The sequence below is a fragment of the Microbacterium californiense genome, from assembly GCF_047246625.1.
Lineage (GTDB): Bacteria > Actinomycetota > Actinomycetes > Actinomycetales > Microbacteriaceae > Microbacterium.
The window spans coordinates 1506906-1519599 of the sequence record NZ_JBFOKQ010000001.1 but is presented as its reverse complement, the minus strand read 5'-3'; the positions used below and the strand labels follow the sequence as shown (position 1 = coordinate 1519599).

Genomic DNA, 12694 nt, shown 5'->3' with positions numbered 1-12694 from the left:
CGAGTGCCGGTGTCAGAGTGGGCGGAGGAGGTGCGCGATGGGTCAGGCGGTGCTGTGGGGTGTCGTGGCGGCCTCGCCGCTCTTCGTCGGCGCTGTGCTCGCCCTCCTGCGGGCCTGGCCGCCGCGCTGGCTCGGCATCGTGCTCGGCTTCGGCGCCGGGGCGCTCATGGCCTCGATCGCCTTCGAGCTGTGGGAGGAGGGGTTGCATCGCGCGGGGACCCTGCCCCTCGTCATCGGCGTCGCCCTCGGGGCCCTCAGCTACTACGTCGCCGCCCGGATCCTCGACGCCCGGGCCGCGAAGAAGAAGGCGGGGGCGGGCGGAGGGCAGCTCGCCGTGGGATCGCTGCTCGACGGCATCCCCGAGCAGCTGGTGCTGGGGATCGGGCTCGCGTCGGGCGAGCCCGTGAGCGTCGCCCTCGTCGTCGCGATCCTCGTCTCGAACCTGCCCGAGTCGATCGGCTCCGCCGCCGACCTGCTCGACGGCGGCATGAAGAAGTCGCGCGTCCTGCTGCTGTGGGCCGGGGTCGCGGTGATCTGCGCCGCCGCGACCGTCGCGGGCTTCGGCCTCGCCAGCGTCACGGGCGACGTCTTCCGCTCGGCAGCGGGCGGCTTCGCGGCAGGGGCGCTGCTCGTGATGCTCGTCGACTCGATGATCCCCGAGGCCCAGTCCAAGGCGAAGGAGTCCACCGGGCTCGCGACCGTGCTCGGCTTCGCGCTCGCGGCGGGACTCGCGCTGTCGTCGTGACGCTCAGCCCGGCCAGGCGCGCAGGTCGGCGGTGAGCTCGGCGAGGTACTCCGGGGGTCCGGCCTCGGCGAACCAGAGCCACAGCTCGGCGGCGTGGATCGCCTCCCACGCGCGCACCTCGGCGGGATCCGCCCCGTACGCCTCGATCAGCGCGTCGGCCGAGCGCGGGTCCTTGCGGCCGGCGCCCCAAGCGGCCCGGGCGAGCTCGCGGATGGGGTCTCCCACGTGCGCAGCCTCCCAGTCGACGATGCCCGTGATGCGGCCGTCTGTGGCCAGGAGATTGCCGTCGGTCCAGTCGCCGTGGCAGAAGGCGACGCCCGACGACGGCGGGATCGACAGCGGGATCGGCGGCCCGCCGGCATCCCGGTACCGGGCGACGATCGCGCGGTCGTCCGGTGCGGCGGCGAGCCCGGCAGGAAGGGGCAGCGCGTGGACCCGACGGAGGAAGGATGCCGAGGCGCGCAGCGCCGACAGCCGCACCTCCGGATTCTGATCGTCCAGGCGCTCGCCGGGGAGTTCCGTCATCAGGACGACGCCCGGCTCCTCCTCGACGATCCGCGGCACGGGCAGCCCGGATCCGACGAGGGCGCGCAGGGCGCGGACCTCCGTGTCGTGCCGTGCGGCATCCGCCAGTCGCTTCTCGACCAGCCGCTGCTCGCCGCGCACGACGAGCCTGACCGCACCGACCGCTCCCTGACGCATCCCGCCATCCTCCCACCGAGCCGGCGGGCGCCGCTCAGAATCCGGGATACTCGGTGAGCTTCTGCTCGAACTCCTCGCGGTCGTCGTCGCTCAGCACGGCGCTCGCGAGCACCGCGAGCTGCAGCCCTGCGAGCGGTTCGCCGGTGCGGGCGTTCTGCGCCTCGCGCTCGGCGCGGAATCCGCCGTCCGGATCGTTCGACAGGTCGTAGATGTTGGCGTAGAAGCGGAGCGGGTCGGGGTAGTTCTCGGTGTACGACTCCCAGGTGTGCTGCCTCCGCGGGTCGTCGCTGCCGTACAGCTTGGCGATCATCGTGCGGTCGATGCCGGAGTTCGCAGGGTCGTTGAAGGCGTAGAGGTTCCACAGGCCGCGCTCGACGACCACCTCGTCGATCGCGGCGAGCACCTCGAGCTTGCGGTCGTAGCCCTCGATCGGCTCGTTGGTCGCCCACACGGTCGAGGTGTACTCGTAGAGCATCGACTCGCCGCCGTAGCCGTTCCGCTCGGGCCGGAGGTCTTCGTCGCCGACCTGGGTCCAGGTGTAGCCGAAGCGCTCGCTCAGGCGTTCGCGGATGTCGGCGAACAGCGCATCCGCCTCGTCGCGCACCTCCTCCAGCGACTGCTGGGCGAGCACGGTCTGCGGGTCGGTGCCCTTGATCCCGGGGTATGCCTCGGCGTGCCGCTGCTCGTCCGTCTTCACCCCGTCGTAGTTGCCCGATGCCGAGGTCTGCAGGGCGCTGAGGCCGCCGACGGTGGCGACGTTGAACAGCAAGGCGATCACGAGGGCGATGGCGCCCAGCATCCGTCCGCGCGCGGTGGAGATCGCGGCCACGATCACCGCGACGACGACGAGCTGGAGCGCCAGCATCGTGACGCCGTAGAGCACGTCGGTGCCGCCCGCGATGAGCGTGCCGAACAGGATGAGCGCGAAGAGCACGGTGCCGAGCAGTGCGATCCATCCGAGCGCGTTCGCCGGCTTCCGTGCGTCGTCGGGAGCGGATGCCGTCGCCATCGGCAGCGACGGCGACGAGGTCTGCACGGGCCCCTGCACCCGTCGGGCCCCGCGGTACCCGCCGGGCGGCGGGACGGGGGGCGCCCCCTCGGTGCCGGCGATGTACCGTGCCCGCTGGCGCTCGTGGTCCATCACCATGGCTTCTCCGTCCCCGAGCCGCCCGGATCGTCGCCGTCCTGCTGCTGGTCGCGCTCCTGCGTGCCCTGGTCGAGCTTGTCCTTCAGGTCTTCGAGCTTCTGGTCGTCGGGCTGCGGCTGTTGCTGCTCCTGCTGCTCGGCGTCGTCGGGCTGCTGCTCCTGCTTCTCCTGCTGCTGCTTCTGCTTGAGCCGATCCTCGGACTCGTCGAGCGTGTCGGACATGTCGCGGTTCGGATCGGACGACTGATCCTGCGCCTGGTCGCTGTCGCACTCCTCCGGCGTCTCGATGACGACCGTCAGCGCCTCGCCGTAGAGCTGCGCCGCCCCGGCCCCGTCTCCGGCTTCGCGGGCCGCATCGCCCATGCGTTCGATGACGAGCGCGAGGTTGATGCGCACGCCGCACACCTCGAGGCCGCGGGCGAGATCGAGCGCCTCCTCGAGGTCGGCACGCGCCTCGGGCAGCTGCTCGGCTCCGGCCCGCGCGGTTCCGACGTTGAACGGCGCCTTGTACGGCTCGAACCAGTTCAGGAACTCCTGCCCGTGAGCCGCCGCCTCCGATCCCGCGTAGTCGTCGACGACATATGCGCTGATCGCCTGGTGCGCGAACGCGTACATGCTGAGCAGCTTGCCGACGAACAGCAGGCCGACGAGGGTGACCGGCAGCAGCGCCAGCAGGAGCCAGCGGCGCACGCGGCGTCGTCTTCGGTTCGCGGCGAGGAGCTCCGCTGCGGCCTCGCGCGCGTCTGCGATCGGGGGCAGCGTCGTGCCCTGCGTCGTGCCGGTCATGCGGCGCCTCCATCGACGGGTGAGCGGAGGGTGCGCAGCCGGGCGATGAGCATCGCCGCGCGGGCCAGCTCGACGCCGAGCAGCGCGAGGATCACGAGCGCGGCGATCCAGTAGAGCTCGGTCGCGTTGCCGACCTCGCCGGACTCGGCGTAGTTCGTCGTGGTGGACGGCGCCTCGGGCAGCGCGGGTGCGGCGTCGGCGGACCGATGCACGTACGGGACGCCGAGCTGCCCGGCGAGCGCCTCGAGGTTCTGCTCGTCGATCACCGACAGCGCATCGTCGCCCTGGTACTCGATGTAGCCGGCATCCGCACCGTCGAGTCCGCCGCTGGTGATGCGCATCGGGCCGCCCTCGGCGGTGCCGTAGCCGAAGACGGCTCCGGCGTCGGTGTAGTCGCTGCTCGCCGCGAACGTTTCGGGCGGCGACGACACGGTCTGCTCGCCGTCGCCGAAGTAGAACACCATGCGCGAGCGGTCGGGCGACGACGCGGCGGCGCTCTCGAGCGTCTCGGCGAGCAGCGGGGCGGCGAGGCCGATCGAACTGCCGCGCGACTGGCTGGTCACCTCCGGTCGCAGCACGTCGAGCGACCCGATCAGCGCCGTGGTGTCGGTCGTCAACGGCATCCGCAGCTCGGCGGCCGCGTCGAAGGTGAGCAGCGCGAAGCGCGCCCCGGGATACTGCTGCACGAGGGCCCGCACATCGTCGCGCACGCCGTCGAGCCGCGGTTGCCCGTCGGCCCAGTCCTCCGCGACGATGCTGGCGGTCGTGTCGACGACCAGCACGATGTCGGTGTCGGTCGCGAGCGTTCGCGTCGCGCCCCCGGGGATGCCGGGACGCAGCAGCATCACGAAGCAGGCGACGATCAGCACCAGACGCATCGCCCAGAGCAGGCGGTGGTCGCGTGCCGTCCGGCGGGCGTCGGATCCGGCCGGCGAGGCGGCGCCCGTCGGGGCTGCCGGCTTCGGACCGCGCACCAGGATCCACACCACGAGTCCCGCGACCGGGACGAACAGGAGCAGCAGGAGGAAGACGTTCAGCACGGGCTGGAAGATCACAGTCTCACCCTCCACAGCAGCACCACGAACGACAGCAGCGCGATCGAGGTGACGACGATCCACAGGTTCGGGGTGTCGGTCCACACCACCTGCGCCTCACCGCGCAGCTCCGTCGCGTCCTGCTCCCGCACCTGCTCGACGATGTCGCCCACGGTCGTCGTCTCGCGGAGGCCGAAGGCCGCCCCGCCGGTGGCCTCGGCCGCGGCGGCGAGCTCCGCGCTCACATCGGCGTCCTTGCCCTCCACCGGGTTCAGCGCGAACACCCGCACGCCGTTCGAGGCCGCGTAGGCCGCCGCCTCCTCGAGCGTGACGATCGAGGCGCCGTTGACCTCGTTGTCGGTCGCGAAGATCACCGAGCGCGACCGCTCGTCGTCCGGGTGGTCGAAGCCCAGGGCGCAGGCCGCGAGGCCGTCGCCGATGAGCGAGGCGCCGTTGCCGTTGAGGGTGCCGACCCAGTGCTCCGGCACCTGCTCGACGAAGTCGAAGCTCTCGCGGATGCTCTCGAGGTGCGTCCGGATGAAGTCGTAGTCGTCGGTCAGCGGGAAGATCTGCACCGGGGAGCTGTTGAAGATGGTCAGCCCGATGCGCTCGCCCTCGAAGCCGTCGAGCAGCTCCTCGAACACGGTCAGCACCTCGACGTCGACCTCCGACATCGAGCCCGACACGTCGAGGCACAGCATGATGTCGCGGCTGGTGTCGACCGGCTGGATCGTCTGCGACGACATCGGCCGGGCGGCCACCACGCCCGCCGTGACCACGGTGAGCGCCCCCAGGAGCAGGATGCCGGAGAGCGCGAGGATCCGTCGCGACAGCGCCTCGCGGAACGCCGGCAGCGACCGGAGCCGCTCGGCGCGCGCGATGCGAGCACGGTCGCCGCCGGCCGCGTGACCGCGACGGCGCAGTCCGAGTACGAGCCCGACCACGAGCGCGACGAGGAGCACGCCCACCCCCACGAGGACCAGCCAGCCGTTCGCTAGTGCCATGACCGCACCACCGTTCGTGCCGCCTCGGCGCCCGCGACCGGGTCGATGGGCGGGCCCGGGCGGAAGATGCTCGGGTAGTAGTGGCGGCGGACCGCGTCGATCAGCGCCGGATGCACGCCGCGGGCGATGAGGTCGTCGAGCGACAGCACGGGCGCCTCCAGCCCGCTGTACTCGTTCACGAAGGTGCGCACCACGCGGCTCAGCTCGAGGTTCGCGTTGCGCGGCGACAGTCGGCGCTCGCGGTAGTCGGTCTCGATCTGCTGCACGCGGTCGAGGTACTCCATGCGCAGCTGGCTGAGGACGTCGCCCGTGTAGAGCGGCTGGGGCGCGGGGCCCGCGACCACGGCGACCCGGCGCGGACGCGTCAGCGCGATCACGAGCCAGACGGCGGCGACCAGCAGGGCGAGGATGCCGAAGGCGAGCAGCATCCATCCCCAGCCGTACTGCGCCGGCGGGTAGAGCTCGTCAGGCCCGGGCATGCGACCTCCCGTTCGAGCGGCTCAGCGCTCCGTGGAGGAGGCGGAGGAGCTGCGGGATGGCCGTCTCCTGGCCGTCGAGCACCGCCTGGCTGATCTCCAGGCGCTTCAGGGTCTCGGTGAGGTGGTCGGCGTCCGCCCGCGTCTGCGCCTGGAGCTGCTGCACGATGGCGAGGTCGCCCTGCACGAAGTCCGGCACGTCCCAGGCGCTGTCGACGTCGCTGCGGATGCGTCCCGTCGCGTGATCGAGCACCGGCTCTGCGTCGCGGAGCGTGAGCCACAGCACGTCGTGCTGCACGCGCAGGCGCCGCAGCATCCGCTCCGTCTCGCTCGTGATCGGAGCGTCGTCGGTGATGACCACCACGATCATGCGTCGGGAGATCGTGCGCGTGACGTAGCGGAGCAGGCCGTCGCGGTCGTTGGGTGCCGTGCTGCGGTCGGTGGCGGTGCTGACGGTGCGCAGCGCGTGCTCCAGCGCTCCCTCGCTGCGGCCCGGGGCGAGGCGCCGCGCGCCCGAGGCATCGCCGTACACGGTGGTGAAGTCGTCGCCGTGACGCAGCGTCAGCACGCCGAGCACGCCCGCCGCCAGGATCGCGAGATCCTTCATCGGCTGCTCATCGGCGGCCAGGGCGGTCATCGAGCGCCCGGTGTCGACGACGAACAGCACGGTGTGCATGCGCATCGCCCGCGACCGCTTCACGAGCGGGGTGCCCAGCCGCGCGGTGGCCCGCCAGTCGATGTCGCGCACCTGATCGCCGTACTCGTACTTGCGCAGGTCCTCGAAGTCGAGGCTCCGACCGCGCAGGAGCGACGCGTGCGCGCCGTCGAGCGCGTGCATCGACTTGCGCGACGAGTGGATGAAGAGCTTGCTCTTCACCTGCGTGATCAGACTGGGCATGGTCCCTCTACGATCCCGGAGCGGCCTTGACGATCCCTGAACCCGGCGAGGGTCAGGGGGTCGGCACCGCGGCGAAGATCTGGTCGATGATCTCCTCGCTCCGGATGCCCTCGGCATCGGCCTCGAACGTGAGCAGCACGCGGTGGCGCAGCACGAGGTGCCGGAGCTCGCGGATGTCTTCGGGCAGCACGTGCGAGCGCCCCTTGAGCAGGGCGAGTGCGCGGGAGGCCTGCAGGAAGGCGATGCTGGCACGGGGGCTCGCGCCGTACTTGATGAAGCGGGCCCGCTCGTCGCCGATGTACGGCGCCGGGTTCCGGGTCACGTACGAGATCGAGACGATGTAGTTGCGGATCGCCGGGTCGACGTAGATGCGGCTCGCGACGTCCTGCAGCATGTGCACGTCGTCGAGCGAGATCGCGCTCGACACGTGGCGGTCGGGGTCGAGCACGCCCGAGTCGATGCGGCCGAGGATCTCGAACTCCTCGGCGGGACTCGGGTACTCGACGATCTCCTTCAGCAGGAAGCGGTCCATCTGCGCCTCGGGCAGCTCGTAGGTGCCCTCCTGCTCGATGGGGTTCTGCGTCGCGATCACGAGGAACGGCTTCGGAAGGTGGTGGACCTCGCCGCCGATCGTCGTCTGGTGCTCCTGCATGGCCTCGAGCATCGCGCTCTGCGTCTTGGCGCTCGAGCGGTTGATCTCGTCGAGCAGCACGAAGTTCGCGTGCACCGGACCGAGGACCGTGCGGAAAGACCCCGTCGCGGCGTCGTAGATCTGGTTGCCCGTGATGTCGCTCGGCAGCAGGTCGGGGGTGCATTGGATGCGCTTGAACTGCGCCTTCACGGTGTCGGCGAGCGTGCTGGCCGCCGTCGTCTTGGCGAGCCCGGGGACGCTCTCGAGCAGGATGTGGCCGCCGGCGATCAGCGAGATCAGCAGGCTCATGCGCAGACGCTCCTGGCCGACCATCTTCGCGGAGTACGCCTCCGACACCACCCGCAGCACCTCACCGGCGCGCGCGAGTTCGGCGTCGGTCGGGGCGCCCTTCGCGGTCCCTTCCGCGGCAGGTGCGGCTGCCGACGTCGCCGGGGCAGCGGGGTGTGCGGGAGCGGGAGGCGGAGGCGGGGCCGACTCCTCGGACGCCTCGCGACGGAGCGCGGGAGCGGGCGGTGCGGGAGGGGGCGGCGGGGCCGTGCCGGTCGACGGGTCCGGCGCGTAGGGCTCGTTCATCAGCTGTCTCCTCGAGGATGCGGGAGACGCCGCGGTCCCCGCCCACCAGCGTAACCACAACCCTCCGACGTTCGGACCTGCGGGCATGGGGAGAACTGCCCTGCCCGCCCGCCGCCCGGGTGCTCAGGAGGCGAGGGCGGGCTCCGTCGACCTCTCGTCGTCGTCGGAGGCGCGGATGCCGCGGCGCCGGCCGATCGCGACCACCCCCGCCGCGACCCCGACGATGACGACGGCGATGCCGACGATGTAGACGGCGACGACGAGGTAGCTGCTGGGCGCGTGCGGGTCGAGGAAGGGGTACGGGTACCACCAGGCGTTGCCCGTGAGGGGTCCGGTGACGAAGTTGGCCCGGACCATCGTGTAGACCGCCCAGACGATGGGGAAGATCGCCGCGATGAGGGCGGCGCTCCAGCCGAGTGCTCGGCGCCGCGGCGCGAACAGCACGTCGGCGAGCATGGCGAGCGGGATGATCACGTGCAGGGTCTCGTTGGTCCACACCTCCGACAGGCCCTCGAGCGAGATCCCGCGCAGCAGCACGTTGTAGACGATGCCCGTGACGATCATGTACGTGCTCGCGCACACGAGGAGGACGGCGAGCCACCGCGGCTCCGGGGTGTCATTGCGCCGGGTTCGCAGCATCCAGACCGCGCCGGCGGTGAAGGCGACCACGGCGCCGATGTTCGACAGGATCGTGAAGAAGCTGAAGAAGTTCGCGACGACCGTCGGCAGATGCGCCCCCCACTCGGTGGAGGAGTCGAGCGCGTTGCCGACGGACTGGGTGAGCTGGCGGACGATCGCGGCCGTGCCGAGAGCTGCCGCGGCGATACGCAGAGAGGGCCACCAGCTGTTCATCGAGCCTCCCGGGGGCCAATGTACCGGGATGGCGCCCGCCGGATCAGGCGAACTGCTCGCATCAGGCCGATTCCCGCCGAAGCGGCCTGACGCGACGCGTGGGCCTGAGTCAGCCCTTCCGCCCCCATCGCAGCCGCGTGACGAGCACGCCCAGCAGACAGAGTGCGCCGCCGAGGAACATCAACGGCGTCGGCACCTCGCCGAGGATGGCCCACGACATCAGGATCGCGATCGCCGGCACGACGTAGGTCGTGGCCGAGGTCTGCCCGGCGGTGCTGCGCTGCAGTACGAACGCCCAGGTCGTGAAGGCGATGGCGGTCGGGAAGATGCCGAGGTACACCACCCAGAGCGTGGCGTCGAGCGGGGCCGTCTGCAGGGCCCCGATCAGGCTGCCCGTCCACGGGAGCAGCGCCACCGTTCCCGCGAGGGCTCCGAGCCACGTGAGGGTGGTCGGGTCCGACCCCGCGCTCAGCAGGTGCTTCTGCAGCAGGGTGCAGCCGGCGTACATGACCGCGGCCAGCAGCGCGAGCAGCAGACCCGTGATGTCCGGTCCCTGCCCTTCCGCCGCCTGCGAGTTCATGCCGATGAGCACGACCCCGAGGAAGGCGATCGGCGCTCCGATGATGAGGGGCTTCGGGAAGCCCTCGCGCAGGAACAGGCCGCTGAACACCACGACCATCAGCGGCGCGAGGTTCACGACCATCGCGGCGGTGCCGGCGTCGAGCGTGCGCTCGGCGGCGTTGAGCGCCAGGTTGTAGACGCAGAACCAGCCGACGCCCCAGACGGCGACCAGCCACCAGTGCCGGCGTGCGGGCAGACGGATGCCGTGGCGCACCGCGATGATCGCCAGCACGAGACTCCCGACCGCCATGCGCAGGAGCGCGAGCGCCCCGGGGTCGAAGTGCGGACCGGCGCCGCGGATGCCGATGAACGCCGAGGCCCACAGCACCACCGTGACCAGGGCGGCCACGAGCACCAGCGGACCTTGCCGCTGCTTCGTGCTCGGCAGTCCGCGGGAGAGGGGAGCGGTCTTCGACATCCTCCGATGGTGACAGGGCCCACCGACATCCGCGACGCCGGCGACGGACAGTCGTCGGAGGATTCCCGCCTCCCACGACGACTCCTTCGGCGGGGTTCGAGCGCCACCCTCGGAATGAAGGAGATCTCTCGGAACGAAGGAGCGGATGCGGCATCCGATCCTTCGCGTCGGGAGATCTCCTGCGATTGGTGAGGCGATGCCGCGGAAGAAGGGCGATGTCGCCCCCTTCGGTAGGATGGAGGCGCCCGTTCGGGCCAGCTCATCAGGCCGGTGGAATCCCGGCCAGCCAGGGGGTTACCCATGCCAGGAATCGTCATCGTCGGTGTGCAGTGGGGCGACGAAGGAAAGGGCAAGGCCACCGATCTGCTCGGTGAGCGCACCGACTGGGTGGTGAAGTTCAACGGCGGCAACAACGCCGGTCACACGGTCGTGGTCGGCAACGAGAAGTACGCGCTGCACCTGCTGCCCTCCGGCATCCTCTCCCCCGGCGTCACCCCGGTGATCGGCAACGGCGTGGTGATCGACCTCGAGGTGCTGTTCAGCGAGCTCGAGGCGCTCGGCGCCCGCGGCATCGACGTGTCGCGCCTCAAGGTCAGCGCCAACGCGCACATCATCACGCAGTACCACCGCACGCTCGACAAGGTCACCGAGCGCTTCCTCGGCAAGCGAAACATCGGCACCACCGGTCGCGGGATCGGACCGGCGTACGCCGACAAGATCAACCGCGTCGGCATCCGCGTGCAGGACCTCTTCGACGAGAACATCCTGCGGCAGAAGGTCGAGGGCGCCCTCGACCAGAAGAACCACCTGCTCGTGAAGGTCTTCAACCGTCGTGCGGTGACCGTCGACGAGATCGTGGACGAGCTGCTGTCGTACGCCGAGCGCCTGCGTCCGATGGTCGCCGACACCGGCTACCTGATCTCCGAGGCCCTCGAGCGGGGCGAGGTCGTCGTCTTCGAGGGCGGCCAGGCCACCATGCTCGACATCGACCACGGCACGTACCCGTTCGTCACCTCCTCGACCGCCACGGCGGCGGGTGCGGCGTCGGGCTCCGGCGTCGGCCCGGGCGCGCTCGACCGCATCGTCGGCATCGTCAAGGCCTACACGACCCGCGTCGGATCCGGTCCGTTCCCGACCGAGCTCTTCGACGAGCAGGGCGAATGGCTCCGGTCCCGGGGCTTCGAGTTCGGCACCACCACCGGCCGTCCGCGCCGGGTGGGCTGGTACGACGCCCCCATCACCCGCTACGCCACCCGCGTCAACGGCATCACAGACCTGGTGCTGACCAAGCTCGACATCCTCACCGGCCTCGAGCAGATCCCGGTGTGCGTGGCGTACGACGTCGACGGCGAGCGCTTCGACGAGGTGCCGGTCAACCAGACCGACTTCCACCACGCGACGCCGATCCTCGAGTACTTCCCGGGCTGGAGCGAAGACATCTCGACCGCGCGCACCTTCGACGATCTGCCGAAGAACGCGCGGGACTACGTGCTCGCCCTGGAGGCGATGAGCAATACGCGCATCTCCGTCATCGGCGTGGGTCCGGAGCGCGACCAGGTCGTCGTCCGCCACGACCTCCTCGACTGATCCCGTGACGCGGTTCTGGCTCGGCGGCTACGGCCCCGAGATGGGCGGGTCCGCCGAGGGGATCGGATTCCTCGCGGGCGACGACGGACGCGAGGCGACCACCCTCTCCTTCCGCGACCTGGCGGCTCCCGCGCCGTCGCCGTCGTGGCTGGCGCAGCATCCGTCGCTCGATGTCGTCTACGCCGCCCTCGAAGACGACGGCGCCGTGCAGGCGTTCGCACGATCCGGCGAGGCGACGCTCGCACCGCTCGGGGAACCGGTCCGGGCGGGCGAGGGCGTGTGCCATCTGGTGGTCTCACGCGACGGCTCGACGCTGATCGCGAGCTGCTACGGGGACGGGCGGGTGGTCCGCTTCGGACTCGCCGCCGACGGGCGCATCGTGCCGGCGAAGGCGGATGCCGCGGCGGCGCTGCGCGCGGCCCTGTTCGGCGACGACGACCCCGACGCCGTGAAGGACGAGCCCGGGGTCGGGGCCGCGGCCGTCGACCCCCACGCCGCCCCGGACCGCGCCTCCCACGCCCACTCGGCGGCGTTCCTCCCGGACGGACGCATCGTCACCTGCGACCTGGGTTTCGACCTCGTGCGGTTATGGCGCCCGACGGCCGCAGGACTCCGGCTCGATCACGAGGTGGTCCTGCCCCTCGGCGTCGGACCGCGTCACATGGTCGTGCACCCCAGCGGACACCTCCACGTCGTGACCGAGTACTCGTGCGAGGTGTTCACGCTCGCCTCGGGCCCGGACGGCACGTGGGGCGTCGTGGCGTCGACGCTCACGAGCCCCATCGCCGAGCTCGGCGTCGACTTCCCCGCCGAGCTCGCCCGCAGCCGCGACGGTCAGTTCCTGTACACGGCGCTGCGCGGCAGCAACACGATCGCGGCGCTGCGGGTGCACGGCGCGGGTGAGCGCGTCGAGTCCTTCGCGCTCGCCGACTCCGGTGTGGACTGGCCGCGCCACCACCTCGTGTTCGAGGGCAAGCTCGTCGTCGCCGGGCAGCGGTCGGACTCCTTCAGCCTGATCGACCTCGACGAGCGCACGGGCGCTCCGCTCGGCATCCGGCACCAGGCGCCCGCGGCGACGCCGACCCACATCCTGCCCGTGCGCTGAACGCGCTGCGGCGCCGCACCCGGGAAACGCGCCCGGGAACAACCGACCCGTGACACGGTGTTGCTGTTGAGCAAGACTGTTGGGCGGAGAGGCGC

13 protein-coding genes are annotated in these 12694 nt (G+C 71.2%); 3 read left to right on the top strand and 10 right to left on the bottom strand.

All coding sequences use genetic code 11. From position 1 onward, the window contains the following. Positions 1–37 precede the first annotated feature (37 nt). Entirely contained in the window at positions 38–745 is a 708-nt protein-coding gene (locus AB3M82_RS07220) for a ZIP family metal transporter (RefSeq protein ID WP_412956670.1), read from the top strand. Positions 746–748: 3 nt separating this feature from the next. On the opposite strand, the gene AB3M82_RS07215 is transcribed toward AB3M82_RS07220, so the two are convergent. The 10 genes from AB3M82_RS07215 to AB3M82_RS07170 all read right to left on the bottom strand — a co-directional run bounded on the left by AB3M82_RS07215 (position 749) and on the right by AB3M82_RS07170 (position 9907). Further along, a complete protein-coding gene (locus tag AB3M82_RS07215) occupies positions 749–1447 on the bottom strand; it encodes a phosphotransferase family protein (protein ID WP_412956669.1) in 699 nt (232 codons plus the stop codon). A 34-nt stretch (positions 1448–1481) separates the two neighbouring features. Then, entirely contained in the window at positions 1482–2594 is a 1113-nt protein-coding gene (locus tag AB3M82_RS07210) for a hypothetical protein (protein WP_412956668.1), read from the bottom strand. Beyond that, on the bottom strand, positions 2588–3379 hold the full coding sequence (locus AB3M82_RS07205; RefSeq protein WP_412956667.1) for a tetratricopeptide repeat protein: 792 nt from the start codon (positions 3377–3379) through the stop codon (positions 2588–2590). The genes AB3M82_RS07210 and AB3M82_RS07205 overlap by 7 nt, the downstream gene beginning before the upstream one ends. Then, positions 3376–4434 (bottom strand): vWA domain-containing protein, encoded by a 1059-nt coding sequence (locus AB3M82_RS07200; RefSeq protein ID WP_412956666.1) that lies wholly within the window; start codon positions 4432–4434, stop codon positions 3376–3378. Before AB3M82_RS07200 ends, AB3M82_RS07205 begins: the two co-directional genes overlap by 4 nt. Then, positions 4431–5417, bottom strand: coding sequence for a VWA domain-containing protein (locus AB3M82_RS07195; protein WP_412956664.1), 987 nt, complete (start codon positions 5415–5417; stop codon positions 4431–4433). Before AB3M82_RS07195 ends, AB3M82_RS07200 begins: the two co-directional genes overlap by 4 nt. Further along, positions 5408–5896 carry a hypothetical protein gene (locus AB3M82_RS07190; protein WP_412956663.1) on the bottom strand — a complete coding sequence of 163 codons (489 nt, stop codon included), beginning with the start codon at positions 5894–5896 and terminating at the stop codon, positions 5408–5410. The genes AB3M82_RS07195 and AB3M82_RS07190 overlap by 10 nt, the downstream gene beginning before the upstream one ends. After that, positions 5883–6791 carry a DUF58 domain-containing protein gene (locus AB3M82_RS07185; RefSeq protein ID WP_412956662.1) on the bottom strand — a complete coding sequence of 303 codons (909 nt, stop codon included), beginning with the start codon at positions 6789–6791 and terminating at the stop codon, positions 5883–5885. The genes AB3M82_RS07190 and AB3M82_RS07185 overlap by 14 nt, the downstream gene beginning before the upstream one ends. A 52-nt stretch (positions 6792–6843) precedes the next feature. After that, on the bottom strand, positions 6844–8016 hold the full coding sequence (locus AB3M82_RS07180) for an AAA family ATPase (protein WP_412956661.1): 1173 nt from the start codon (positions 8014–8016) through the stop codon (positions 6844–6846). Between the two features lie 123 nt (positions 8017–8139). Next, the gene (locus AB3M82_RS07175; protein ID WP_412956660.1) at positions 8140–8868 is read right to left on the bottom strand and encodes a Pr6Pr family membrane protein; all 729 of its coding nucleotides are present in this window, start codon (positions 8866–8868) and stop codon (positions 8140–8142) included. A gap of 109 nt (positions 8869–8977) precedes the next feature. Further along, complete coding sequence (locus AB3M82_RS07170) at positions 8978–9907, bottom strand: DMT family transporter (protein ID WP_412956659.1); 930 nt, start codon at positions 9905–9907, stop codon at positions 8978–8980. Between the two features lie 300 nt (positions 9908–10207). On the opposite strand from AB3M82_RS07170, the gene AB3M82_RS07165 reads away from it, so the two are divergent. Together AB3M82_RS07165 and AB3M82_RS07160 are read left to right on the top strand one after the other, a co-directional pair. Beyond that, a complete protein-coding gene (locus tag AB3M82_RS07165) occupies positions 10208–11494 on the top strand; it encodes an adenylosuccinate synthase (RefSeq protein ID WP_412956658.1) in 1287 nt (428 codons plus the stop codon). 4 nt (positions 11495–11498) lie between these two features. Then, complete coding sequence (locus tag AB3M82_RS07160) at positions 11499–12599, top strand: lactonase family protein (RefSeq protein WP_412956656.1); 1101 nt, start codon at positions 11499–11501, stop codon at positions 12597–12599. Positions 12600–12694: the final 95 nt, after the last annotated feature.

Bases quoted from the DNA above. Each gene is read 5' to 3' on its own strand.
- AB3M82_RS07170 (WP_412956659.1), bottom strand. From the start codon at position 9,907: ATGTCGAAGACCGCTCCCCTCTCCCGCGGACTGCCGAGCACGAAGCAG.
- AB3M82_RS07210 (WP_412956668.1), bottom strand. From the start codon at position 2,594: ATGGTGATGGACCACGAGCGCCAGCGGGCACGGTACATCGCCGGCACC.
- AB3M82_RS07185 (WP_412956662.1), bottom strand. From the start codon at position 6,791: ATGCCCAGTCTGATCACGCAGGTGAAGAGCAAGCTCTTCATCCACTCG.
- AB3M82_RS07220 (WP_412956670.1), top strand. From the start codon at position 38: ATGGGTCAGGCGGTGCTGTGGGGTGTCGTGGCGGCCTCGCCGCTCTTC.
- AB3M82_RS07215 (WP_412956669.1), bottom strand. From the start codon at position 1,447: ATGCGTCAGGGAGCGGTCGGTGCGGTCAGGCTCGTCGTGCGCGGCGAG.
- AB3M82_RS07205 (WP_412956667.1), bottom strand. From the start codon at position 3,379: ATGACCGGCACGACGCAGGGCACGACGCTGCCCCCGATCGCAGACGCG.
- AB3M82_RS07190 (WP_412956663.1), bottom strand. From the start codon at position 5,896: ATGCCCGGGCCTGACGAGCTCTACCCGCCGGCGCAGTACGGCTGGGGA.
- AB3M82_RS07175 (WP_412956660.1), bottom strand. From the start codon at position 8,868: ATGAACAGCTGGTGGCCCTCTCTGCGTATCGCCGCGGCAGCTCTCGGC.
- AB3M82_RS07195 (WP_412956664.1), bottom strand. From the start codon at position 5,417: ATGGCACTAGCGAACGGCTGGCTGGTCCTCGTGGGGGTGGGCGTGCTC.
- AB3M82_RS07165 (WP_412956658.1), top strand. From the start codon at position 10,208: ATGCCAGGAATCGTCATCGTCGGTGTGCAGTGGGGCGACGAAGGAAAG.
- AB3M82_RS07180 (WP_412956661.1), bottom strand. From the start codon at position 8,016: ATGAACGAGCCCTACGCGCCGGACCCGTCGACCGGCACGGCCCCGCCG.